This is a genomic window from Planococcus sp. MB-3u-03, from assembly GCF_002833405.1.
Taxonomy (GTDB): Bacteria; Bacillota; Bacilli; order Bacillales_A; family Planococcaceae; genus Planococcus.
Genome location: NZ_CP025135.1, coordinates 817879 through 840261 on the forward strand (window position 1 = coordinate 817879; position 22383 = coordinate 840261).

24 protein-coding genes, 1 pseudogene and 1 riboswitch are annotated in these 22383 nt (G+C 41.8%); of the genes and pseudogenes, 13 read left to right on the forward strand and 12 right to left on the reverse strand.

Features of this window, described 5'->3' with window-relative positions:
- Nucleotides 1–105 precede the first annotated feature (105 nt).
- The gene (locus CW734_RS05315) at nucleotides 106–1233 is read left to right on the forward strand and encodes an NADH-dependent flavin oxidoreductase (RefSeq protein ID WP_101189746.1); all 1128 of its coding nucleotides are present in this window, start codon (nucleotides 106–108) and stop codon (nucleotides 1231–1233) included.
- A gap of 116 nt (nucleotides 1234–1349) precedes the next feature.
- Complete coding sequence (locus CW734_RS05320; RefSeq protein WP_101189747.1) at nucleotides 1350–1994, forward strand: DUF1643 domain-containing protein; 645 nt, start codon at nucleotides 1350–1352, stop codon at nucleotides 1992–1994.
- Nucleotides 1995–2349: 355 nt separating this feature from the next.
- On the opposite strand, the gene CW734_RS18665 is transcribed toward CW734_RS05320, so the two are convergent.
- On the reverse strand, nucleotides 2350–2634 hold the full coding sequence (locus CW734_RS18665) for a GIY-YIG nuclease family protein (protein ID WP_232787165.1): 285 nt from the start codon (nucleotides 2632–2634) through the stop codon (nucleotides 2350–2352).
- Nucleotides 2635–2955: 321 nt separating this feature from the next.
- On the opposite strand from CW734_RS18665, the gene CW734_RS05330 reads away from it, so the two are divergent.
- Both CW734_RS05330 and CW734_RS05335 read left to right on the forward strand, forming a co-directional pair.
- Complete coding sequence (locus CW734_RS05330; protein WP_101189748.1) at nucleotides 2956–3309, forward strand: helix-turn-helix domain-containing protein; 354 nt, start codon at nucleotides 2956–2958, stop codon at nucleotides 3307–3309.
- 94 nt (nucleotides 3310–3403) lie between these two features.
- Nucleotides 3404–3925 carry a DinB family protein gene (locus tag CW734_RS05335; RefSeq protein ID WP_101189749.1) on the forward strand — a complete coding sequence of 174 codons (522 nt, stop codon included), beginning with the start codon at nucleotides 3404–3406 and terminating at the stop codon, nucleotides 3923–3925.
- A gap of 14 nt (nucleotides 3926–3939) precedes the next feature.
- Here CW734_RS05335 and CW734_RS05340 read toward each other — a convergent pair whose 3' ends face one another.
- The 3 genes from CW734_RS05340 to CW734_RS05350 all read right to left on the reverse strand — a co-directional run bounded on the left by CW734_RS05340 (nucleotide 3940) and on the right by CW734_RS05350 (nucleotide 5138).
- Nucleotides 3940–4359, reverse strand: a complete 420-nt coding sequence (locus CW734_RS05340) for a hypothetical protein (RefSeq protein ID WP_101189750.1) — start codon at nucleotides 4357–4359, stop codon at nucleotides 3940–3942.
- Between the two features lie 80 nt (nucleotides 4360–4439).
- On the reverse strand, nucleotides 4440–4649 hold the full coding sequence (locus CW734_RS05345; RefSeq protein ID WP_101189751.1) for a helix-turn-helix domain-containing protein: 210 nt from the start codon (nucleotides 4647–4649) through the stop codon (nucleotides 4440–4442).
- A 9-nt stretch (nucleotides 4650–4658) separates the two neighbouring features.
- Nucleotides 4659–5138, reverse strand: coding sequence for a DUF2975 domain-containing protein (locus CW734_RS05350; protein WP_101189752.1), 480 nt, complete (start codon nucleotides 5136–5138; stop codon nucleotides 4659–4661).
- A gap of 351 nt (nucleotides 5139–5489) precedes the next feature.
- On the opposite strand from CW734_RS05350, the gene CW734_RS05355 reads away from it, so the two are divergent.
- From CW734_RS05355 to CW734_RS05365, 3 genes are read left to right on the forward strand one after another with little or no spacing between them, the layout of a single operon-like run.
- Nucleotides 5490–6455 carry a thiamine pyrophosphate-dependent dehydrogenase E1 component subunit alpha gene (locus tag CW734_RS05355; protein WP_101192147.1) on the forward strand — a complete coding sequence of 322 codons (966 nt, stop codon included), beginning with the start codon at nucleotides 5490–5492 and terminating at the stop codon, nucleotides 6453–6455.
- Between the two features lie 23 nt (nucleotides 6456–6478).
- Nucleotides 6479–7501 carry an alpha-ketoacid dehydrogenase subunit beta gene (locus CW734_RS05360; RefSeq protein ID WP_101189753.1) on the forward strand — a complete coding sequence of 341 codons (1023 nt, stop codon included), beginning with the start codon at nucleotides 6479–6481 and terminating at the stop codon, nucleotides 7499–7501.
- A 13-nt stretch (nucleotides 7502–7514) separates the two neighbouring features.
- Nucleotides 7515–7964: a biotin/lipoyl-containing protein gene (locus CW734_RS05365; protein WP_157824124.1), complete on the forward strand. Its 450-nt coding sequence runs from the start codon at nucleotides 7515–7517 to the stop codon at nucleotides 7962–7964.
- A 179-nt stretch (nucleotides 7965–8143) separates the two neighbouring features.
- Here CW734_RS05365 and CW734_RS05370 read toward each other — a convergent pair whose 3' ends face one another.
- Both CW734_RS05370 and CW734_RS05375 read right to left on the reverse strand, forming a co-directional pair.
- The gene (locus CW734_RS05370; RefSeq protein ID WP_101189755.1) at nucleotides 8144–9103 is read right to left on the reverse strand and encodes an ABC transporter substrate-binding protein; all 960 of its coding nucleotides are present in this window, start codon (nucleotides 9101–9103) and stop codon (nucleotides 8144–8146) included.
- Nucleotides 9100–9630 carry a hypothetical protein gene (locus tag CW734_RS05375; protein WP_101189756.1) on the reverse strand — a complete coding sequence of 177 codons (531 nt, stop codon included), beginning with the start codon at nucleotides 9628–9630 and terminating at the stop codon, nucleotides 9100–9102. The genes CW734_RS05370 and CW734_RS05375 overlap by 4 nt, the downstream gene beginning before the upstream one ends.
- Before the next feature lie 180 nt (nucleotides 9631–9810).
- Nucleotides 9811–9990, reverse strand: a riboswitch (cobalamin riboswitch).
- Nucleotides 9991–10397: 407 nt separating this feature from the next.
- Between CW734_RS05375 and CW734_RS05380 the strand changes: the two genes are divergently transcribed.
- Both CW734_RS05380 and CW734_RS18670 read left to right on the forward strand, forming a co-directional pair.
- Nucleotides 10398–11138: a MerR family transcriptional regulator gene (locus CW734_RS05380; protein ID WP_101189757.1), complete on the forward strand. Its 741-nt coding sequence runs from the start codon at nucleotides 10398–10400 to the stop codon at nucleotides 11136–11138.
- Nucleotides 11139–11823: 685 nt separating this feature from the next.
- Nucleotides 11824–12045, forward strand: a complete 222-nt coding sequence (locus tag CW734_RS18670; RefSeq protein WP_232787166.1) for a CPBP family glutamic-type intramembrane protease — start codon at nucleotides 11824–11826, stop codon at nucleotides 12043–12045.
- A gap of 556 nt (nucleotides 12046–12601) precedes the next feature.
- Here CW734_RS18670 and CW734_RS05395 read toward each other — a convergent pair.
- The 4 genes from CW734_RS05395 to pgaC all read right to left on the reverse strand — a co-directional run bounded on the left by CW734_RS05395 (nucleotide 12602) and on the right by pgaC (nucleotide 16483).
- Nucleotides 12602–13546, reverse strand: a complete 945-nt coding sequence (locus CW734_RS05395) for a sensor domain-containing diguanylate cyclase (protein ID WP_232787167.1) — start codon at nucleotides 13544–13546, stop codon at nucleotides 12602–12604.
- A gap of 900 nt (nucleotides 13547–14446) precedes the next feature.
- Nucleotides 14447–14923 (reverse strand): polysaccharide deacetylase family protein, encoded by a 477-nt coding sequence (locus tag CW734_RS05400; protein WP_101189759.1) that lies wholly within the window; start codon nucleotides 14921–14923, stop codon nucleotides 14447–14449.
- Nucleotides 14907–15374 (reverse strand): hypothetical protein, encoded by a 468-nt coding sequence (locus CW734_RS05405; protein WP_101189760.1) that lies wholly within the window; start codon nucleotides 15372–15374, stop codon nucleotides 14907–14909. Before CW734_RS05405 ends, CW734_RS05400 begins: the two co-directional genes overlap by 17 nt.
- Nucleotides 15338–16483 (reverse strand): poly-beta-1,6-N-acetyl-D-glucosamine synthase, encoded by a 1146-nt coding sequence (gene pgaC, locus CW734_RS05410; RefSeq protein WP_232787168.1) that lies wholly within the window; start codon nucleotides 16481–16483, stop codon nucleotides 15338–15340. The genes CW734_RS05405 and pgaC overlap by 37 nt, the downstream gene beginning before the upstream one ends.
- A 531-nt stretch (nucleotides 16484–17014) precedes the next feature.
- On the opposite strand from pgaC, the gene CW734_RS19875 reads away from it, so the two are divergent.
- Nucleotides 17015–17089 (forward strand): hypothetical protein, encoded by a 75-nt coding sequence (locus CW734_RS19875; protein ID WP_442956964.1) that lies wholly within the window; start codon nucleotides 17015–17017, stop codon nucleotides 17087–17089.
- Nucleotides 17058–17399 carry a hypothetical protein gene (locus tag CW734_RS18220; RefSeq protein WP_157824125.1) on the forward strand — a complete coding sequence of 114 codons (342 nt, stop codon included), beginning with the start codon at nucleotides 17058–17060 and terminating at the stop codon, nucleotides 17397–17399. Before CW734_RS19875 ends, CW734_RS18220 begins: the two co-directional genes overlap by 32 nt.
- 671 nt (nucleotides 17400–18070) lie before the next feature.
- Here CW734_RS18220 and CW734_RS05425 read toward each other — a convergent pair.
- Complete coding sequence (locus tag CW734_RS05425) at nucleotides 18071–18877, reverse strand: GNAT family N-acetyltransferase (RefSeq protein ID WP_101189764.1); 807 nt, start codon at nucleotides 18875–18877, stop codon at nucleotides 18071–18073.
- A gap of 1234 nt (nucleotides 18878–20111) precedes the next feature.
- Between CW734_RS05425 and CW734_RS05430 the strand changes: the two genes are divergently transcribed.
- The gene (locus CW734_RS05430; protein WP_232787169.1) at nucleotides 20112–20288 is read left to right on the forward strand and encodes a hypothetical protein; all 177 of its coding nucleotides are present in this window, start codon (nucleotides 20112–20114) and stop codon (nucleotides 20286–20288) included.
- Nucleotides 20289–20349: 61 nt separating this feature from the next.
- Here CW734_RS05430 and CW734_RS05435 read toward each other — a convergent pair whose 3' ends face one another.
- Entirely contained in the window at nucleotides 20350–21039 is a 690-nt protein-coding gene (locus CW734_RS05435; RefSeq protein WP_157824126.1) for an alpha/beta family hydrolase, read from the reverse strand.
- 800 nt (nucleotides 21040–21839) lie between these two features.
- Between CW734_RS05435 and CW734_RS05440 the strand changes: the two are divergent.
- Nucleotides 21840–22126, forward strand: a pseudogene (locus CW734_RS05440) (DUF1304 domain-containing protein).
- Nucleotides 22127–22383: the final 257 nt, after the last annotated feature.

Below are 22383 nucleotides of genomic sequence, written 5' to 3' on the forward strand. Positions count from 1 at the left end.
AAGAAAGGAAACAAAAGTTCCGGCTTACCGAGCGCGTATTCTTGTAGTTGTCCTAGTCCTATGATATTTTGATATACCTAAGCTAAAGAGAAAAGAGGCCAAACGATGAATCCCCAATACAAACCATTATTCGAAGAAATCACTTTGCCGAACGGCGTCGTCCTGTCTGACCGTTTAGGCGTCGCACCGATGACTACATATTCAGGAAATCCGGACGGTACTGTCTCAGATGCAGAACTTGCCTATTACCAGCGCCGCGCAGGCCTCGGCAGCCTGTTCGTGTCCGCATGCATCGCGGTTTCGGAAAATGGCATCGCCTTCCCGAACCAGTTTGTCGCGTTCAAAGACGACGTCATGCCGCGCTTAAAGCAACTCGCAACTGAAATGAAGTCACAAGGCAGCAAAGCTATCCTGCAAATGCAGCACGGCGGCCGCCAAGGCCAACCGGATTTGATCGAAGCGGGTGAAACGGTCGCACCGAGCGCTATCGCAGAATCGGCCGACAAGCCGAAGCCGCGCGCTTTGACGGGAGAAGAGATCACCGCCATTATCCGCGATTTCGGCGAAACCACGCGCCGCGCAATCGAAGCCGGATTTGACGGCGTGGAAATCCATGGCGCCAATACGTATTTGATCCAGCAATTCGTCTCAGCTACTTACAACCAGCGTGAAGACGAGTGGGGCGGCAGCTTGGAGAACCGTTTGAAATTCGGTTTGGCGGTCTTGGATGAAGTGAAACAAGTGGCTGCAAAACATGCGGACGATAGCTTCATCATCGGCTACCGTTTGTCACCGGAAGAAAACAATGCAGATTCCGTTGGCTATACGATCAAAGAAACGCAACAATTGGTTGAGCGCTTGATCGAAGGCGGCATCCATTATATCCACGTATCGCTTATGGAATTCAAAAAAGCGCCGCGTGGCATGGAAGAGGGGGACAGCATCGTCCAAATCCTGTCGAAACAGATCAATGGCCGTGTGCCGTTTGTCGTAGTCGGCGGCGTCACGCGTCCCGGCCACGCGGTAGCTGCGCTTGAAGAAGGAGCGGATATCGTCGTCATGGGCCGCCAAGCATTGGTCGACCCGGAATGGACCGAGAAAGTGAAGCAAGGAAACGAAGCGGACATCAACGAAACGATCCCGCAAGAACTGGTCGGCAAACTCGACATCCCGGAAACGATGTGGAACGCCATCACCTCTTACGGCATGGTCAAAGTGGACGCGAAAGTATAAAGAACAGCAAGCTCCCAAACCGGATATGGCTTGGGAGCTTTTTGATCCGGCTGAAAACGCGGATCTGTTATATTTGATAGACTGAAAATGAAGAATAAGATACGGGGAGGGATTATGTGTCACTGATTCCAGCTGAAGACTTGAAGCATATCTTCTCGGTCGAGGCGAAGTTTTACCATACTGAAATAGAGGAAGAGACATTTCTGATGCGCCGCGAAGCGCGCATCAGGCGAAACGGTGCCTTTACCACTCGAACGGATGCAGTGATCGTCATGATCAATCCGTCCAATTGTGCACAAGCCGGGAAAACCGTAAATAGCCCGCGGGAGGCAGAGTGGATCCCCACCAAACCGAATCCGACACAATACCAGCTGATGAATTTGATGGAGCGCCAAGCATGGGATTTGATCACGCTCATCAATTTATCGGATATTTGTGAAGGAAATATCATGAACTTCAAAAGCATTGAAAACAAGTTCAATGAAGCAGGGATCCCTCATTCCTTGTTCCAGGAACAAAACACCCAACAACGCGAAGAATTGCTGGGAACTTCAGTACATCTCATTTTTGCATGGGGTTCGTCGACTGTCGCCAAGAGGCTCGCTGCCCAGTTCGGCTTGTTCCAAAATGGCTGTGCAGAAAAGCCGTATGATTATGCGAAAGCATGGGTGGCAGGTGAAAATGGATTTCCGCGCCATCCGAAACCCGCGACGATGGCGGACCGGGTTGTATGGCTAGAGAGGATGGAATCCTTACTTTAGGGAATAAGCAATTTCATAGTGAATAGCGTACGAAAGAATATAGACAGCCAAAGCCCGCTTTTATAAAGCGGGCTTTGGCTGTCTATTATTTTTCTTTCAGCACCCCAGCCGATACCAAATTATTCAATGCACCCTGATTTTTAAAGCGGAAATAACCGCTCAAACGATTCAGGTCTTTATGGGTCAGCTGCGAAAAATCGACAGCCAGTTCGTAGCGGCCTTCAAGCTTGTTTAGTAGGGTTTTGGCGAATGCCGCCTGCTTGGGCGTCAGCGGTTTGTCATCTTTTTCCGCCTTCGATGATGGGGAGCCTTCAATTGTTTGCCCGCCCGAAATCGTCTGCTGGATAGTATCAGGTTATCCGCCAGCTTTTAGCCAGGCCACATCGTCCTGATTCAAAGCAAACCATTCACCTTCGAGCCGTTTGTCTTTGAAATGCTGATGAAAGGCAGCTTTTGTCTGATGGTGGTTGCCGGATTTAATCAAATGGATCAATTTGTTTTCGAAAGGAAGCTTCACGACAAAGAGGTTCATATACCGTTCCACATGCTTGGTTTTGCCGATTTTGAAAGAACCATTCAAGTGCTCTTGCACGAAATAGACATAGCCTGGCGCTTCTCCGGAAATGTCAGGGGATTCCATGACCTGCTTCAGAGCGGCTTGGTTTGGTTCATATAGATAGACTTTCGAAATCGGAGTAGCATTAGGGTCATGAGTTACTGTTTCAGTAGATGAGGATAACCATTTATTCAATAGGTTTTTTAGCATAATCAAAACCCTTTCTATATTTATTTCCAAATTTACGTGATATTGTGATTATAACTTAATTATGAATATGTTACTATTTAATTATTATGTATAATTCTTAACTAGTATCAATACCAGTTCATGTAAATGAAGCGATTATTTCAACCAACCAACAAATGAATAAAGTAAGTAAATTGATTGTGAAGGGGTCTATCTATGGCAAAGTTAGCAGAAAACCTAAAGGCGCTCAGAGTACAGAACAAATTGTCGATGCAAGTGGTTGCGGATCATCTAATAATAACACGTGCAACTTATAGTAATTTCGAAACCGGGAAAGGTGAGCCGAATCTCAAATTGCTGGTGAAAATGGCAGACCTCTATAATGTCTCGCTCGATGAACTTTCAGGCCGGCAGTTTACTCCGAATGGTGTAGTCATTGATCAAGTAAGGATGAAAACGGAAATGAATAGGGAGATCAATGCGATGGTAAAGCAAATCGCTAATGAATTCATCCAAAGCAAGGAAGCGGATATTGTAAAGCGGATCCAAAAGAAGTTCAGCTTGGCGTAGCATTCATATAGAAGCAATACACAAAAAAAGACTGGAGCGCTCCAGTCTTTTTCATTGCTAATAATGGCTTGTAAGCTGGAAGGGGGGGAGCAGTATGGATTACCGGATCAAGGAACAAGCAGGATTCTCGCCGAAGATCGGCGAACTCGTGTCGATGCTCGACTATACGCGCGCGGTTACATTGGCGGATGTAGAAGGTTTGTCTATCGAAGCGCTCGATTATTTGGCTGATGGGCAATCGAATTCGATCGGGGCGCTCTTGATGCACATGGCGGCAATTGAATTTGTGCACCAGGTCATCACGTTCGAAAACCGTGACTTGACACAACAGGAGCTGGAGCAATGGCTCGTGCCGCTTGAACTTGGGGACAAAGCGAGAAGCGCGATCCGCAACCATCCGCTTGATTATTACCTAGATGAATTAAAGAAGGTCAGGGATCATACGCTGTCGCTATTGGAAAGTGTCAATGATAGCTGGTTGTACGAAGAAGGGCAGTGTGATCACGGAGTTGTCTACAATAAGTACTTTCTCTGGTTCCATGTCGTGGAAGACGAAACGAGCCACCGGGGGCAGATCCGCATGACCAAACGTATTTGCCAAAATAATAAACATTAAAAAACTCAAGGCTTTCATACGCCTTGAGTTTTTTCTGTATTCCTATGGATGCCTCTAGTAGTAAATCCGACTATACTGAGAGTCATTTGCGTGAAACCGAGGAAGAAAAAGAACACGAGAGGCAAATACCATTCCCCGAGCAACACGATCGGCAATGCAGCACTTAGCGATAGCAGGATTCCTAAACCAAGATTCGCCACAAAAAACACCCGCGTTTTCTTCATGAACCCATAAACCGCAACCACGGCATTCCCGATTCCGAAGACAATCATTCCATACATAGCTAAAGCGGACCAACTACTGAAGGGCATGACGCCGGCCCACTCGGATGGAAATTCCACGAACACCCCCATGAACGGCAGCATGGAAATGCCCATATAAAATGCGCCTAACGACATTGCTAGATTAAATGCAGCGACCAGTTTTGTCAGCAAGATCTTTTCCTCCTTTGGTTTCGAAGAATGGGCAAGTTGCTCTGAAATTTACTGTTTTCAAAAAGCGAAGGAAGTCAGGACTATTCTTCTTCCTGGTATTCCAATACATCGCCTGGCTGGCAGTCGAGCACTTTGCAGATGGCTTCAAGAGTCGAGAAGCGGATCGCTTTCGCTTTGCCGTTTTTCAGGATGGACAAATTGGGCATGGTGACGCCGACTTTTTCGGATAGCTCGGTCATGCTCATTTTGCGCTTGGCGAGCATGACGTCGAGATTTATGATGATTGGCATGGTATCACCTCAGACCGTAAGATCGTTTTCTGATTTGATGTCGATGGCGTGCGTAAGCAGCTTCTGCAAAACCGCTGCGAAAACGGCGATGACAAGTGCGCCGAAGCCAATCGCCGCGCCCATGAGGATCAGTCCCGGGGCATCATCAATTTCTGCGATGATGTAAAACAACGGCATTGCGAGAACGTAAATGCCGGTGATCACCAGCGCACACCGTTTGATGTTTTTGATCGCCGTCACTGAGCGCACAGAGAAGGCGATATTGTCATCGATAAAGCTCAATAATTTATAAGTCTGGTACAGCGCGACGAAATACGCAACCGCTGTTGCATAAAGCAAGGTGACAAACACATATTGCAAAAACGCCAGCTGATCAGGACCGTCCTGGATAATGCCCGAAAGCGGTGGCACCACGAAGATGCAAAGCGCGATGACCGGTAGCGCCATGAGAAATAGCACCACTTTCAAAAACAAAGTCTCCCGTTTCATAAAACACACCTCTTTACTTCTTAATATCCAAAGTATAGCGATTTATTTATCGTTTATCAATAAATAATTGTTGTTTAGCGATATTACAATTTTGAAAGGAAAGGATGAACAGATGCATTTGTAATCAGTTTCTAACAAGTTGCACCTGTTAATTAAAGAAGATCACCTTAATTGTAAATTCTCTAGTCTTTTATTATCAGAATATTGAAATATTTATTGGAGAAGAGTACACTGAGAGTGTTTAGGCCTATGGAATTTGTCGCACGCCATCCGAATTTATGGAGTAAAAAAGGAGGAGTAGCAGTGACTAAGTTCGAAGAAAAACAGCCTTCTGTATCTGTCGACAAGCTGATGTGGATGTACGAGCAAATGGTCAAGATCCGCTATTATGAAGACCAGATGGTGGAGGCGTATACGGAAGGCAAGTCACCGGTGTTCAATATCGGTGAAGGCCCCGTGCCGGGTGAAATGCATCTCGCGACCGGGCAGGAACCAGCCGCCGCCGGCATGATGGTGCATTTGACGAAAGACGATACGGTAACCGCGCCGCACCGTCCGCATCATCACGCCATCGCCAAAGGTGTCGACTTGAAGAAAATGACGGCGGAGATTTTCGGAAAAGAATCAGGTCTCGGAAAAGGCAAAGGCGGGCATATGCATTTGTTCGATCCGGAAGTGAAATTCTCATGTGGCGGCATCGTGGCAGCCGGCATTCCGCATGCGGTCGGTGCGGCTATGGCCAATAAAATGAAAGGAAAAGACTGGGTCGCCGTGGCATTCATCGGTGAAGGAGCGGCAAATGCCGGAGCGTTTCATGAATCGCTCAACTTGGCAGCGCTGTGGAATTTGCCGTTCATCATCGTCGTCGAAGACAATTCATACGGCATTTCGGTTCCAAAGACGGCGTCGACTTCTGTCGAATCGAATGACCTGCGCGCTTCGGCGTATGGCGTAGCGGGGGCTTATGTAAAAGATAATGATCCGATCGCGATGTACAAGGCATCGGAAGAAGCGGTCAACCGGGCACGCAACGGACAGGGCCCGACAATCATCGAAATTGAAACTTTCCGTTTCCTCGGCCATTTCCAGGGCGATCCCGAGTTATACCGGGACAAGGAAGAAGTGCCGGGACTGCGGGCGCGCGACCCGATCATGAAACTGCGCCAGCAGCTCTTGGATGCGGAACATGTGAATGAACCGGAACTGGAAGAAATCGAAACACGCGCCAAACAACAAGTGGACGAAGCCTACCAGTTTGCACGCGACAGCGATTATCCGAAACCTGAAGCCGCATTGGATGACGTCTTTACATCTTAAATCCGGAAAGGAGCCTATCCGAAATGGAGACAGCGAAAAAAAGAATGCTGACGGGCAATAAAGCGATGGCGGAAGCGATTGCCCAGGAGATGGAGAACGACAAAAACGTATTCGTGCTCGGTGAAGATATCGGAAAATACGGCGGCATTTTCGGTTCGACGCAAGGCTTGATGGAAAAATTCGGGCCGGAGCGTGTGCTCGATACGCCAATTTCCGAGACGGCGTTTATCGGTGCGGCGATCGGTGCAGCGGCAGAAGGCATGCGGCCGATTGCAGAATTGATGTTCGTCGATTTCTTCGGCGTCTGCATGGACCAGATCTATAACCATATGGCGAAAATCCCGAATATGGCGGGCGGCAATGTGCGCCTCCCGATGGTGCTCATGACTTCGGTCGGCGGCGGTTATAGCGATGCTGCGCAGCATTCCCAGACTTTGTATGCGACATTTGCGCATATGCCGGGGATGAAAGTGGTCGCACCGAGCACGCCACATGACTTAAAAGGCATGATGACGTCCGCGATACGCGACGACAATCCGGTCGTTTTCATGTTCCATAAATCACTTCAAGGACTCGGGTGGATGGACCAGCTCGATTATGCGGTCGGCCATGTGCCGGAAGAATCGTATACCGTGCCGCTCGACAAAGCGAATGTCATGCGGGAAGGCAAAGACGTAACCATCGTCGGCATCCAGATGATGACGCATTATGCGATGGAAGCGGCAGAGCGATTGGCACAAGATGGCATCGAAGCGGAAGTCATCGACCTGCGATCCTTGGCGCCGATCGATAAAGATACCATCCTCAATTCAGTGAAGAAAACGCATCGGCTGGTCGTCGTCGATGAGGATTACCGCTCGTATGGCATGACAGCTGAAATCGCGGCCATCGTCTCGGAAGAAGCGCTCTATGAACTTGAATCGCCGATCAAGCGCCTGGCGATTCCGGATGTGCCGATTCCGTACAGCCATGTGCTGGAAGATTTCGTCTTGCCGGGGCCGGATAAAATCGTCGAGACAGTCAAGCAGATGATGGATGAAGCGTAAAGGAGGCGATTGGATGCATGATGTGACTTTGCCGAAGCTGTCTGAAGATACCGATGAGAGCTTGATTGTCCTGTGGTTCGTTGATGAAGGCGATTACGTCGAAGAAGGCGCCGTGCTGTGTGAAGTGCAGACGGAAAAAGCGGTGTCTGAAATCCGTGCCGAAACGGGTGGGACGGTGAAGAAAATCCACGTGAAGCGCGGAGATTCCGCCAAAGCTGGTACATTGCTTGCAGTCATCGACCCAAAAGGACAAGCTGCCGAGAACACGGGGGCTTCTGAAAAAGTCCATCTCGAACAGGCGGAGGAAAACGAAGCGTCACAAGAGACAGCGAGCTTTACCCGCGTGTCGCCAAGACTTCGCCATCTCGCGAAAGAACTGGACGTTAAACTTGAAGACGTCAATGGGACTGGAAAGGGCGGGGCGATAACCGAGCAGGACATCCGCGATGAAGCGGGATTATGAATAGAAAAAAGGCGTAACCGACTTAATCGGTTGCGCCTTTTTTATTGATGAGTAGACTATTCATTCCCTCTGAAACAGAGTGAGAGCAGGACTTGCGCCGTTATGATGCAGGACTTTATAAACAGTGAAATAGCTTAGGGAATGTCTGTGCTTGTTGAGTGAAGCGCAAATGAATAAACTTATTCCATCAATTCCGGATAAACCGTTTCCGCAACTAACTGCACCGCTTCACCGATGCGCGGCCCAGGGCGGGAAGTGATGTCGGAATCGATGAAATGCACTTCGTCATTCTCAATCGCCTCCACATCCGACCAGCTGTCGCGCGCTTCGATATCACCGACGGCATCTTCCACGTAAGACACGGTCGTCAAGATGACTTCGGGATCGCGGGTGATGACTTCTTCTTCAGAGATATTCGGCCAGCCTTCCAGGTCCTCGAAGACATTGGTCACTTGGGCGTGGTTTAGGATTTCCTGCATGAACGTCGATTTACCGGTTGTGTAAATTTCAGGGGACGGGCTGATTTCCACGTACACTTCTTTTTGCTCTTCGACCGCTGCAAGGCGTTCTTGGACATCTTCGATTTGCGTTTGGATGCCTTCGATCACTTCAGCGCCTTTTTCTTCCTTGGCAAGAACAGAGGCGATTTGTTCGATATCGCCGTATACTTCATCGAATGAAGTAGCCGATTCGATAACGAATACCGGAATGTCGGCATCTTCAAGTTGGGAAAGGGCAGGCGGTGCCTCGCCGGTTGAATAAGCCAAAACGACATCCGGGTCGAGCTGGATGATTTTCTCGGCATTGAATTCCACGGAATCACTGACGCGTTCGATGTCCTGTGCCGCTTCCGGGTAGTTGTCATAGTCGGTAACGCCGACCAATTGATCGCCGGAATCGAGTGCAAAGACGATCTCGGTGTTGCTCGGGATGAGCGACACGATCGTTTCAGGCGCTTGCTCGAATTCGAGTTCTTCGCCGCGGTCATCGGTGACCGTGTACGGTGCGTCGCTTGCAGTTTCAGTTGGCGTTTCTTCTGTTGTTTCGTCTGTTGCCGGTACTTCGGCAGTATCATCTTGGCAAGCACCGAGTGTTAAAGAGAGTGGAATGCTGAGTAAGAGAAATGATTTGATTTTCACGAGTGAGTCTCCTTTTTCTTCATGCGTTTTGTTGGATAGGATTTGCTGACGAATGGGATTTCATCGACGCCGTGCTGCTTATTGGCATACACGGCCATGACAAAAAAGACATTGGCGAGCAGGTTGGCATAGTCCATCAAATGCTCCGGCACTTCGCGCTCAAGCATCACATGGTGCAGGGCGCGGACGGACTTTTTCGCTTCGCTGCGGCAGACGTGAAGAATGCACGCAGCGTGGGTTCCTTGCGGCAGGACGAACTGGCCGATTTCCTCTTTCACTTCCGCCACGTAGCGGTCGTACAAGTCGCTGAGCTCGGCGAGGTCTTGTTCGGTAATCGCGAGTTTCCCGCGCACCGAGCCGTTCAAGTGATAAACCATCGGCTGCAGGCAGCGCAAATCATCGATGATTTGCGGGACATCGTTGACCGCGATGGCTTCGCCGATCCGTGTCGTCAAGGAATCGGTGCGGATCTCGAAATCGACCGTCGAAGCGCTTTCCCGCATGAACGGGTAGCACAGGTAGCGCATGTTTTTTTTTCATTTGTTCACCTCCTGGATAGAATCCGTAAATATCAGCAGACGTATCGCTTTCAAAAAGAGACAAAAAAAGCCACTCTCAACGAAGAGAGTGGCACGATTGCGAATATCCAGCACAAGGCTGTCCATAGGAAAAAGTTGCCGTAGATCCTCTTATCTTCCGAAGAGCAAAAATACGTTCAGAAAAAGGTAGGTCTCCTGGCTTGTGCATCGCTTTACTCTAAGGCCTTCCCGGGTCTCCCCAGTGGCATCTCTTATTTCATACGCACTTACAGTTGCGGAAACAGCTCCGGATTTTCACCGGATTCCCTGTTACGCTGACGAATCAGCACCTTTTCCCTGCATGATTATTTACTTAGTTTCAGTGTAGCACTTTTGATTTGGATTTAGGAGAGGAGAATGAAATTGTTTGGAGCTTGAATAAAGGTTACAGGGGAGGCACCGCGTCGGCCGCTTTGGGCATGGCTCCGTACATAGGCGAATGGATCATAATCAGTATTTCACTAGGAGTTGAAAAACGTTCGTAAAAGTCATCGAGAACCAGCGAACGTTCGTAAAGTGTTTTGGTATGTTTACGAACATTTTTCGCGCTTTATTAAGCTGTTTTGAGAGCGTTCGGAAAAGTGTACTTTTACGAACGGTTTTTGGACTAAGGGTCCATATGCTTATAAAATTTACAGAAAAGTTTATACCGCCTGTTGACTCTTCCGTTTACGGCAGAGTTATACTAATAATGAAAGCACAAACGGAGGTGGCTTATGTATAGTATTGGGAAAGTGGCAAAAGAATTAAACCTGACTGTTCGAACACTGCGCTATTACAATGAAATCGATCTATTAACACCTTCCCGAATTGCAGATTCAGGTTATCGTTATTATTCAAAAGAAGATATTCTAATTCTGCAGCGGGTTATCGCTTTAAAGAAACTAGGATTTCAATTAGAACAGATCAAATCTATTTTAAATGAAAATGACTGGGAGGACATTTTTGAAGAGCAATTGATTATTATTGCAAAAGAAAAAGCACACCTTGATTATCTGGAAAAAATGCTCAGGTTAACCCAGCAACTATCTTTTATTGAACAAGACATTAGTTGGACCAACCTATTCCAATACATAGGGCAAACGGGAGAAGATCAAGTTAAGCAAATGGCTTATTTGAAAGAATACTTTAGTGAAAAAGAAAGGAAGGTTTTTAACAATCCCCTATTTCATATGGGTGAGAAGGAATCTATGGACATAGTTTACTTATTGAGAACAGCCAGGGAACAAAAGCATGAAAACCCAAGCTCGATGAAATCTCAGACCTTGGCTAGAAAACTTATATTGTTCCTTGACGAAGCGTTTAACAGTGATAAAGCACTAATTGAAAAGTATTGGAGCCTACAAAAGGAAGCACCAGAAAAAGCCGGATTAATCTTTTTGGAAGAAAACGTAATTGAATACATTGATAAAATCATAGATTTTTACGAAGTAAACGAGTTGAAGAAGGAGAAGTAAATTGAACTGGAGCAATGAGCGGAAGCGTTATAATGCTGAACGGACAAAGTCGGAAAAGAAATTTCTAGATTGGCACGCAAAAAAAGGGAGGAAAGACATGATAACTACATCTAAGAACTCTTACTTAACTTATACAACCCTAGTCATTCTAATAGTGTCCTCTATATGGATTGTTCTATCAAATAACGGGCGTATTATTGTAAGTGCAGATTTTGATGATTCACTTTTACTGTGGCGGCACTGGTTAATAGTCGGGATACCTTTTATTGTTTTATATTTTTTACCATATAAAAACCCAAAATCCCCCTGCTTACATGAGGGGGAAAAACAGACTCTAAAGGCACAAACGCATTATCTATTGTTTACTGCTCTTTTATATTTTCTCGCTTTAATTATAACGCCTGCTGAAAACGTTTTTGACTATTTTTATATTTACAAACTTATTTTTCTTCTTTTGTTCCTCTTATAATTTTCAAGTGGAAGCCGTACAAAATAAAATTCTACTCACACTCTGCAAAAACAGTGGAAATTTGCTCTCATACCCGTTTTGTATGGATATTTATGTATTATTTCAGTCCTTGGGGTTCTGCAGAGTCTAATACATACGAAATAAATTTTCTTATTTTATTGACCGGTGCTTTAGTTTCCTTCTTATTAAACAGTGTTCTGGAAGAATTATTTTATCGTGTTTGGTTACAAACTCGATTGGAGCTTTTTAGGAACTTGGCCAGCCATTTGTGTATCTGCTTTGTTATGGGCTGTTTGGCACGTTACTATTCAGAGCGCCGGCACTATTGATGTGACTATAGCAAATTCCATTGCTAATCATGGACTCATGGGATTATTTTTGGGGCTTTTATGGTCAAAATATCGAAATTTTGGGCTCTCGTCATCATTCATGGCTTAACAAATTTTCCGCTAGAAATTATTAGTAAACTGTTAGGAGAATAATTATGACTAAAAAGTCAGCCATATACGTGTCCATGCATCTTTTATTCCAATCGGATATTCTATGATAGCTGAATTACCAATTGGAATAACATTTGTGGAAAATATGAATTCTGAACAAAATTAAGTAATATTGGTCTAGCTTCAAGAAACGATTGAGCCCCATAAAAGGCGGCCAATAATATAAAAATTTAATTGCTAAAAACCTTTATTTTTGACAATTCTAGGTTAACCATTAATTTAGTTTACATATCATGAATTTATCGGAAGTTACTTATACAGAAAAAGGAGAGAAGAGGCTGTCCATTGCGCATCTTTTCTCCTTTTTCAAAAGTGCGCTATTACGAATACTTTTGAAATGATTATTTAAATAAAACTAAATTTTTATTCTTGCGATTCGCGCCCTATTTAGGAGACAGTTTATAAATTGTATTAGATCCCATATACTTTCAACTAATGACTACTTTATTCTTCCCTTTATCTTTTGCTATATAAGGATTTATCTACTACCTCCATCATAGAAGTAAGCGGCATTTTATCAGTGAAAATTCCCCTCCAATCGATACGGTAAACTCAAGCAGGCAATCTTGATAGTGAATGGTCAATTGCTGAATAGATAGGAGTAACCTGTCAGCAATAAGTTTCACTTCAACTTGAGTGATGTCGGGCAATAAGATAGCAAATTCGTCTCCACCTATACGTGCTACAGTGTCCACAAGTCTTGTGCCTTCTTTAAGTTGATTTGCCAATTCTTTTAGTACATGGTCTCCTGCAGGATGTCCATAAGTATCGTTAATGGCTTTGAAATTGTCTATATCGATACATAACAAGGCCAAAAATCTACCATCATGAAGCGTGCAATCTGATGCTTTAGCTAGTTGCTCCATAAAATAACGACGATTATATAAAGAGGTCAAAGGATCTTGATCTGCCAATTCTTTTAATTGAAGTTCTAGAAGTTTCTGTTTGGTAATGTCTACATAGCGAATAACTACTCCTTCAATAGATTCCTCGGTTTGAAGAGGCGTAGCTTGCATCAAAAACCATCTTTTTATAGTAGGAGAGTGACAGGATTGTTCGAAATTAAAAGAGTCTTTCTGTCCTGTCAATATCGCTTGTAGCCCCTGATACAGTAGAGGCTCATTCTCACATTGTTCTAAATAATTCATTCCAATACCATAACTCGCTAAAGTTTCGCCACTTCTTAATGCAAATTGAAGCCATTCATTATTTGCAAAAAGAATAGAGCCAGTTGCATCAATCAAACAAATTTGATCTCGCAAAGAATCCAGAATAGATTCCTCTATTCCTACTTCTGTTGATAGGATATTTTCGCAATCTTTCTTCAATATAACCATCATCTTTCTTTGATTTATATTTTTATTAAGGTGTTTAACTGAGCTAGTCATCGGAATTCTAAGAAATACAAGTAATTCTGTCAAAGATATGACATTCAGCATGACTTCTTCACTACTATATTTAACAACGAAAGTTTCTCGTTTTTAGATTAATTTATTTGTGGGCTTGCAGTTGCAAGGACGTGTTGTAATTGAGTACTTTTGGGGTGACCTAATTAAACGTTAGAAGAAAGTCCAGCATCTCTTTCTGGGTCATACGGGCAGAGCTGTTTCTTTTGAATAGGTGCGCCAAATACGGTCGTGACGATTTTTGTTGGTGTCTTATGGATCTCATGTACCAGTGTTGGAAGTAAACCATATTTTTCTATCGTTCTTTTGGTATACGTTTGATTTTCAACAGAATTATAAAATGTATATGTACAGTTGAATGCATGAATAGCTTATGGCTGCGATAAAATGAATGGCACGAAAAATAAGGGTCAGATTTAAAAGAAGCTATTACCTATTCGTATAAAGATGAAAAGAAAAGAACATCAAGATTGGTGATAAATACCAAAAGTTAGCGTTCAAACTTAACTTTTAGAATGTACTACCTATATGATGCTCTTTTTGAACCTTACTGACTTTTAATGAAAGGAAGAATGACTTTGCGATGTGTTGCATCGTTAACAAGTACACGATTGATGTAAAATTATCATCTGTCGGCACTATTGTTTGCGGTGCTAAATATATCCTGCTTCTAGCCCTTGATCCCGTAGTGCCTGAGCCGTAAAGTCATCAGTATTCCCGTATGGATAAGCGAAGCTACGTACAGTTATTTCAAGCTCTTTTTTCAATAACTTCAATGCTTTTTCAAATCGCTTTTAAACGCCTCTCTATTTTCTGGAACAAGAAATATGGGAGTTTCGTTTTCAAATCGATGCATTTTATACGTATGAGATCCCACGCTGGCAAGTCCACTCTTTTCCATTTTCTTATTTGATCCCATGTTGCCATTTTAAGTTACTGAAGTCTGTATCTCCAACGCGTCCTGCAATGACAAACATGGTAAATGGAACGTTTGTTTTTCAAAATCGGAAATGCATTTTTGTAAACTGAGTAATCGATGTCGTCAAAAGAAACCCATACACATTTTGATGGGAAGGTTCCTGATTTCTTTGCTTGAAGGAATTCGTCTTCTGACAAGAAAACAGCTCCTGCATCGGCTAACGACGTTAATTGTTCTTCGAATTCTGTAGTTACTACGCTGTACTTAACCAATTCATCCGAGTTTAATAGCCATCTGCTTATTCGAACAAGCGTAGTATCTTCTAACACACGGTGATAGTTTAAACCAAGGCAACTCTCTTTGTTTAGTTCTTCTGGAAAAGACATCGCTAACTCATCTACCGTAAACACTTCTTCTTTGATATCATCCTTGAACAAAAAAAATGCATATATTAAAGCTAGAATAATGATTAGTTTAATCGCTTTCTTCATGTATTTTTTCCTCTTCTAATGAAATAATGGGGTTTCTTTCAAAAACCACATAGTTGCTTTGGAGTTTTTCAATGTTTTCGACACTCATTAATTGCAAGGAAAGTAGATCACGCTCAGTCACGGTCTCTGGGTAAGTTCGACGAGTTAATTTCCCAAATCGTTTTTTATTATAAAGACGATTAATAAACAATACTAAATAAAGAACAATGAATACGATAAATCCAAATAAAATTACTGCTTGAACTTCACTGTTTGTTGTTTTGAATGTAGTATTCAGCGTTCTTGTTACAATATTACTAAATCCAGTAGTAGCTGATAAAATGAAAATCATCACAATCACTGTATACACCCAAAAAAACAAAGTAATAAGCAGATCGGCAACAAATCTAAAATTTGAACGATTTCCACTAATGATCATGATTTCTTTAGACCTCGATCTGGACTTGACCATACAGCGTAACCTCCTTTGTAACGAGATTTAATGGCTCTTGGTAAAGCAACAACGACTACTAGGGTGTTTACCATCCAGTAAATAGCCGGATACCATGCGGCCCAAAAATAATACTTCATCACCCCGTTATGTCTAGAATCGATTACAAGAGAGATGAACAGTTGAATCATACTAATAAATACAAGGAAAAAAGAAGTTAATGTCAACCAAAAAATTAGGTCTTGAAAGGCATTAGCTGAAAAAACAAGGATCAGTGTAATAAATAACCAACTGAAAGCCCAGAGTGTACTGATACATTGCTCTAAAAAAATAAGCCATAGACGTCTTTGTTTCCAGCTGAATAAGATGCGCCAATGACGCAAGATGACTTCTTGTCCCCCTTGTGCCCAACGAATTCGCTGTTGCCAAATACCTAAGAGTGTTTCGGGAACAAGCATCCAACAAATTGCACGAGGTTCATAACGAACATCCCAAAAGCGTTTTTGCAATTTCCAACTAACGGCAATGTCTTCTGTAATCATATCGCGATCCCATAACCCGACATCTACTAATGCTTTTTTGCGAAACGTCACAACTACTCCCGATACCGTCATTACTTTTCCTAGTAGTCTTTGTGTGCGCTTAATCGCACCAATAATTGAAGCATATTCAACCAATTGCATTCGGCTCAAAAGCGTATTTCGGTTCCGAATAGATGGACTTCCTGTAACGGCGCCTACTCGCTCTCCACTTACAAAAAACTGATGAATCATATAGTAAGGGGCTGTATCTGCTAAAAGTGCATCTGCATCAACGCAGACTAAATACTCAGCTTTTGAAGCAAATAATCCTACTTGTAAGGCATTTGCTTTCCCACGGTTTTCTTGTAGTTGAATCACTCTTACTTCACTGTATGTTTTGGATAATTCCTCTAAAAGGGAAGCAGTTTGATCGGTTGAGCCATCATTTATTAAGATAATTTCCTTTTTGGGATACGATAGCCCAGATAAATTTTTTACGGTATCCGTAATCGTTTCTTCTTCGTTATAACAAGGAACGAGGATGCTAATCATCGGCCAATCAAATCCATCTATATCGATGTCACTTTGTTTCTTTTCTTTTGTTCTCAAAAAAAGAATAGATCCTGCCATCCAAAAAAGTGCCATTAGAAATGGGTACCAAAAACAAAGCTTGCGACCAAACCATATGGTCCTGAAAAGAAATCCATATCAATCTACCTACTTTCGTGTTCTGTATTTATATAGTGAAATTTTGTCGAAAAATAAGTGTATTAATTTTATTAACTTCTTTTAAAACATCGATATACTTAGGAAGCAACAAAACTACTTTAACCATATCCTTAGATACAGGAGGTTTTATTTTGCAGAACCGTATTAAAAGAGCTTTTAATTTATCGAAACATCTACATGGAGAAGCCACTCGGCCTCGATTGGTCAGCGGTATTATATTAGATACTTCGAGACGTCATGTGCCAGTAACGTTCTTAATGCGCGTTATCGATGAGATTCAAACAGGTGGTGGAGATTATCTTCAATTACATTTTCGGATGCAGAGGGATACCGGTTATTCTCTGAAATCCTAGGTCAGACTTTGACAAAACAAATGATCAATACCTCGTTAAAAGCGAAATTCTAGAACTCATCGCTTATGCAAATGATAGAGATGTGATGATCATTCCAGATTTTGATGTTCCAAGCCACTCAAAGGGTGGTTGAAACTGGTCAAAGAAAATTCGATGAAAACTTTTACAAATCGATCGTGTCAGACTTTGATGAGGGTTTAGTTGACTATTTTGATAACCCTCAAGCAACAATGCTCGTTAAACATTTGATCGAGGAAATAGCCTTTGTATTTAAGCAAGACAAATATAAAGGACACCAAATATTCTCAATAGGCGGTGACGAAGTGCCAGGGACAAATAACTTCCAGGAAGAGTATATAAGGTTTATCAATACAATTTCTGGTTATGTCGAGCAATGCGGCTACAAACCGAGAATGTGGAACGATTCTGAAGAAGGGATATAAGAAAAAAAATAAAAAGAAGAGAAAGAAAAAAGAAAAGAAAGAATGATGAAAAAAGAGAGAATAAATACAAAAAAAAGAGAAAAAAAAAAAAAGAATAAATAAAAAAAAGAAAGAAGAAAAAGTAATGACAGTATAAATACAGAAGCTATCGCAGGACAAATTGACTACGTAAAGGCATTTCATAAATCAACTGTATTTTGTTACAAAGATAATCCCTACGGCGAAGTTGACACGTCAGATGTCCTTAAAGGTACTGCATATACATTTTGGACTGAGCGTGGAATCGAACTAACAGATGAGCAATTATTAGCTCAAGTTTTGCCTTTAATAAAAAACTATTTAAGCATAAGCCAAAACTAATCATGCATTGAGGCACATTAAATCAAAGACTCAACGATAAGTAGAAAAGAACTTCTGAGAATAAAACAACGCATTTTGGAATATCAACAGATTGTCCCTTACACACTAGGATGCTGCCAAAGTTGAATGGGATTTGTAGAAGCAACTGGATTCACACTAAATTTACACGATGGCAGCTGCCTAAATTATCTCGTCATTGACTATAAGAAGAACAGCAACTGCAGACAGTTCACACGGCAATAATCAAATGGACTCATCCTTAAAAAAATGGAAAAAAAGGCTTATCATTAGGGGTAATATGAGTTCAAAGTCTAGTAGTCCAAAAACTTGGCCATGTAAATTTCATTGTGTAGTTTATTGTTGATAATTATTGAGTTGTTGCGAATGCCTTCCGGTTTATACTCCATTTTTTCGAAGAGCTTCCGAGCTGGAATGTTTTCTTCTGAAACAGTCAGCTCGAGACGACTGATGGCTTTTGTGATAGCCCATTCCTCTGCTTTTTGAAGAAGAGAGTAAGCAATTCCTTTACCTTGCGCATCAGCTTGAATCCCAAGAAGCAAGGCTGCACGATGAGTAGCCCGTTTGGCCTCATTCCCTGTGACCATCAAATAACCGACGTGCTCTCCATTTAAAATAGCAAGAAAAACAATTGAATGGCCGCGTTGATTCCACTCAATAATCTGCTTTCTCACTTTTTGTGTAGACAGTGCTCGTTCTTCTTTTCCATACAATAGAAAGTCCGATTCTCCTTCTATATTTTTCTGCAATTCTGCGAGAAAACGAGCATCACTATGTCCAGCTGGACGAACGAACAAAATATCCTCATTCGCATGATCCTTATTTTCATCGTTTTTAGTCAAAAGATCTATCCTTTCAAAACTAACATACCGATTTGACTTGAACTCCTTGACTATGTAGCCGTTATCTAGCCAAGCATGGAAATGCTTGGCCGGTGCTTTCGTCTTTTTCCACCAACTTTGATTTAAGTAAGCACTATTAGGCAGGCTCTGTCCCATAATCTTTTCAATTTCAGTCAGGTGCAACGCAAGGGTTGGGTTTGTTGCCATGGAAAAATAATTTGCAAATGGAATGTACTTCTTTTCTAGCGCTATCGTCATTGGTTTTAATTCCTTTCAATCGTCATCATTTTTTTAATTGTTGAATTACAGCATTCGGTAAACTCTTTTGCTTTATCATCTGAAAAGTCGGCTTATTTTTATTGTTCGGTCAAACTATCGTTGTCTTTCTTCAAAACGATAGTAATGCGTCCAATAAGCGAATACTTCTTTGACTATGCCCGATTTTTTGAGCCTTCACGGCATTCAATTCTTCTGCGACATAAATTTCATAGAAGATCTTTTTTAAATTGTCTGATGTTGATTCTCAATTACATTTTAAAATGCTTATATTTCAATAGAAAACCTCCTGAATAATAACGAAATAAAGAATCAGCAATTGAAGTGTTTGAGATCGATCACTTCTATTTTTGTCATTTCGCTAAAATTAAGTCTTAGTATTCACTTGAATAAAAGACACAGAACTTATATACCCATTAATTTGAGTTTTATTTATATTTTTTAAAATTAAACCATCTTTTTACACTGAAAATATTTACTGACAGTTTTTCGAGTTAATATTAGGGATTAAAAATGAGTTTATTTGTGGGGGATTATGGAAAAAACGAGTAATTATAGCAATCTCTTCTAAACTAGAGCTTGTGGACGAGCGAGAATCGAATGAGGAACTTCATTTTAACTTGCAACTGAAAAGAATCAGTCTCATAGTTAAGATTTATTTTGTCCAGAAGAAGTAAACAGTATGAATTATTTCGCTGACCACCAAAAAAGCGCATTCATCTCAAGAGGTTTGTAAGAGAATCATATGGTTTTATGGATACACCCAACGAAGAAAGAGAATTCATGGATAAAATTTTGTATATGGATTGTCCTTATTCTTAATCGATAGAAATGCTGAGTCAATAGCTGTGTTTTATTTGCTTTGAAATAAGAAATGGAGGGAGTGACTGAACGGGAGTTTACATATGACACCTTATCGGAAGTTATAAAAATATAAAAGGCAAGAAAAGGCTCGTTATAGCGAATTCTCTTGACCTCAGTATTTACGTTTGTATCGACTAAACAATCACTGCATAGAACTTTTTGTGTTGCATAAGCTTACGTTATTTTTGCCATTTTAGATTGACGTTGCAGGATGTATTAGGGGAGTGTTAATAAAGAAGTAGAAATGTAAATTAGCACATTTAAGTTGCAGTAATTTACAGGAAGAAAACTAGCGAAATGAATGGAACAAACGGCATAGCTTTTTAGAAAAGAAATGCCGACAGTAAGCTTGATGGATGGACTGCAAGAACATGCCACCTTATCATTTTTGGATTGGTTCATTGAAGAACAAATGGAAGAAAAAAAGATGTTCCGTGATATGATCATTCGCATAAAAGGCATCGAAGAAGGTGGCGAGTATTTCCTGAAAATGGACGACGAGTTTGCTGCAAGAAAACCGGAAGAATAATACGAAAGAAAAAAGCACAAGGCTGATTGTGTGCTTTTTTGTGTGAATTATAAATTTTTCATTATTCCTCTTCACTTAAGGAATGATCATTTTCTAACCAATCCACAATTAACTCTAGGATGATTTCTTGTTGTTCACTGACGGTGATCTGAGCTTCATTGTCGCCGGACTGACTACCATATACGCCAAAATACGCGTGGTTTCCGCCTGGAATTTCAATGAAATCCGTTGTTTCTGGCAAGTTTGGGCTGTTTTCCTTAATTTTTTCAGGCGTACTTAAGCCATCTTCTGAACCGCTTATGGATAAAGCGGGTAAGTTGGATTCGCTTAAATAGTCATTGCTTGCTGCGTATGCCCCGAGTAATATGAGCCCGTTGACGCGATCCAACTGCTGATCGGCATACATAGCGGCTGCTGCGCCTCCCATGGAATGACCCGAGACATACCACTCGATGCTGTCGTCACTTTCGATGATTTCATCCGCTTTTGAAACATCTAGAATGGATAAATTTAATCTCACTGAAGGGATAGCGACTGTAATATTTTGCTTCGATAATTCTTGTGCTAAGTAGGCATATGCTTCAGGCTCGACTTTTGCACCAGGGTAGAGGATCAACCCTTTTTCTGCATTATCGGCCCGATAGATATACCACCCATCCTCGGGTTCGATAACTTCCTCTATTTCGATTTGATCAGCATCTACCGCTTCAAATGTATCTTGAGACCAGATAAAAAAGATAGTGAAGCTCACAATTACGACTAAAGCTAGTATGAAGAGCGAGATGAATAAGGTTTTTTTGTTTAGAATTTTTCATGATGGTTACCGAATTATTCTTCATTTAATCAAGTAGAAAGGTATAGCCAATCCACTGAATAAAATTATAAATAATTATCCTTTCTGGATTTTGAAAGCATTCACTTAAGTTTTATGAAACTATTATTTCATGCAACTTAATTATAAACATTAGCACGTTTGTGAGGTGAAAGCATGAGTAAAACCAACATGTGGTAAATCCGTTAAAGGTAAAGGAGGAAGGGGATCCTTAAGTAATATGGAATGTATTAGTGTATAAGCGATTCTAGCTGGAATTATAGAAACGATGAAAACTATGACATCAAAACATTTCATACGAGCTCTGAGACCGAATTTTAATGTTCATCTTACAAGTACATTGGTGTGTCTAAAGCAGGTTTGGGATAACTAAAGTATTACAACGAACTCCGTTGCTCTAGGCATTATCGGTATTTCTGTCTATAGCATGTCAGGCGACAATAATAATGAGTCGCACCCCGTTTCCTCCATGCGATCGGTCCTGCTCAACGTGGTTGAAAACCTTTTGAATTCTCCGCAACAGCACACTACGGATTTTCAAAGTTTCCGATAGTAAGTAATCTCGAATTATAGAAAATACGCTATTTTTCTAGTAAGTTAAATGTTTAAATAAAGATAGTTAAAGATCCGGAACAAGGAGGTTATAGGCTATGTCTACTTTAGCAACTATTTTTGTATTGATTGTTTTCACTTGAGCATTTTATATCCTGGCTCTTGAAATGTTTTTCTTTCGTCTAAAGCAGCTAAACGGTCATTTGGGCTAAGTGATGAAGCAGTGGCGTCTAAGCAAATCCGAACACTTTTCGCCAATCAGGGATTGTATAATGGCTTTTAGCTGCTGGTCTTATTTTCGGATTAATCCGCAATGATACAGGAGTTGTCATTTTCTTTTATCATGTGTCATTATTGCGGCTGTATACGGCGCATTGACATCCAATCGATCAATCTTAATCAAACAAGGGTTCCTGCCATTATCGCTCTAATTCTCGTATTGCTAGTAGGATAACGAAAGAATTAGGTGAATGGAGAAATCAAATCATTATAATACTTAATTTTATTTGATGGATAAAGTAGCCTTTTAGTCCCATAATTGGTACGCCCAGATTGATTTTTACAAATGAAAATGGACTTCTAAGTATAGTTAATTATTGATGATATTGTAACTGGAATGCTCAAAGACCCCAGTGTAATGAAAGCTGTTAAAAAGCTTCATAACACCGGGGTCTTTACACGTGGAATTCCTTGCAGCTGTTTATTTATAAA

Coding starts and splice junctions, on each gene's coding strand:
- CW734_RS05315 (WP_101189746.1), top strand. CDS start 106: ATGAATCCCCAATACAAACCATTATTCGAAGAAATCACTTTGCCGAAC.
- CW734_RS18665 (WP_232787165.1), bottom strand. CDS start 2,634: ATGGAATCCCCTGACATTTCCGGAGAAGCGCCAGGCTATGTCTATTTC.
- CW734_RS05330 (WP_101189748.1), top strand. CDS start 2,956: ATGGCAAAGTTAGCAGAAAACCTAAAGGCGCTCAGAGTACAGAACAAA.
- CW734_RS05335 (WP_101189749.1), top strand. CDS start 3,404: ATGGATTACCGGATCAAGGAACAAGCAGGATTCTCGCCGAAGATCGGC.
- CW734_RS05345 (WP_101189751.1), bottom strand. CDS start 4,649: ATGCCAATCATCATAAATCTCGACGTCATGCTCGCCAAGCGCAAAATG.
- CW734_RS05350 (WP_101189752.1), bottom strand. CDS start 5,138: ATGAAACGGGAGACTTTGTTTTTGAAAGTGGTGCTATTTCTCATGGCG.
- CW734_RS05355 (WP_101192147.1), top strand. CDS start 5,490: ATGTGGATGTACGAGCAAATGGTCAAGATCCGCTATTATGAAGACCAG.
- CW734_RS05360 (WP_101189753.1), top strand. CDS start 6,479: ATGGAGACAGCGAAAAAAAGAATGCTGACGGGCAATAAAGCGATGGCG.
- CW734_RS05365 (WP_157824124.1), top strand. CDS start 7,515: ATGCATGATGTGACTTTGCCGAAGCTGTCTGAAGATACCGATGAGAGC.
- CW734_RS05375 (WP_101189756.1), bottom strand. CDS start 9,630: ATGCGCTACCTGTGCTACCCGTTCATGCGGGAAAGCGCTTCGACGGTC.
- CW734_RS05380 (WP_101189757.1), top strand. CDS start 10,398: ATGTATAGTATTGGGAAAGTGGCAAAAGAATTAAACCTGACTGTTCGA.
- CW734_RS05395 (WP_232787167.1), bottom strand. CDS start 13,546: ATGCTGAATGTCATATCTTTGACAGAATTACTTGTATTTCTTAGAATT.
- CW734_RS05400 (WP_101189759.1), bottom strand. CDS start 14,923: ATGAAGAAAGCGATTAAACTAATCATTATTCTAGCTTTAATATATGCA.
- CW734_RS05405 (WP_101189760.1), bottom strand. CDS start 15,374: ATGGTCAAGTCCAGATCGAGGTCTAAAGAAATCATGATCATTAGTGGA.
- CW734_RS05425 (WP_101189764.1), bottom strand. CDS start 18,877: ATGACGATAGCGCTAGAAAAGAAGTACATTCCATTTGCAAATTATTTT.
- CW734_RS05430 (WP_232787169.1), top strand. CDS start 20,112: ATGGATGGACTGCAAGAACATGCCACCTTATCATTTTTGGATTGGTTC.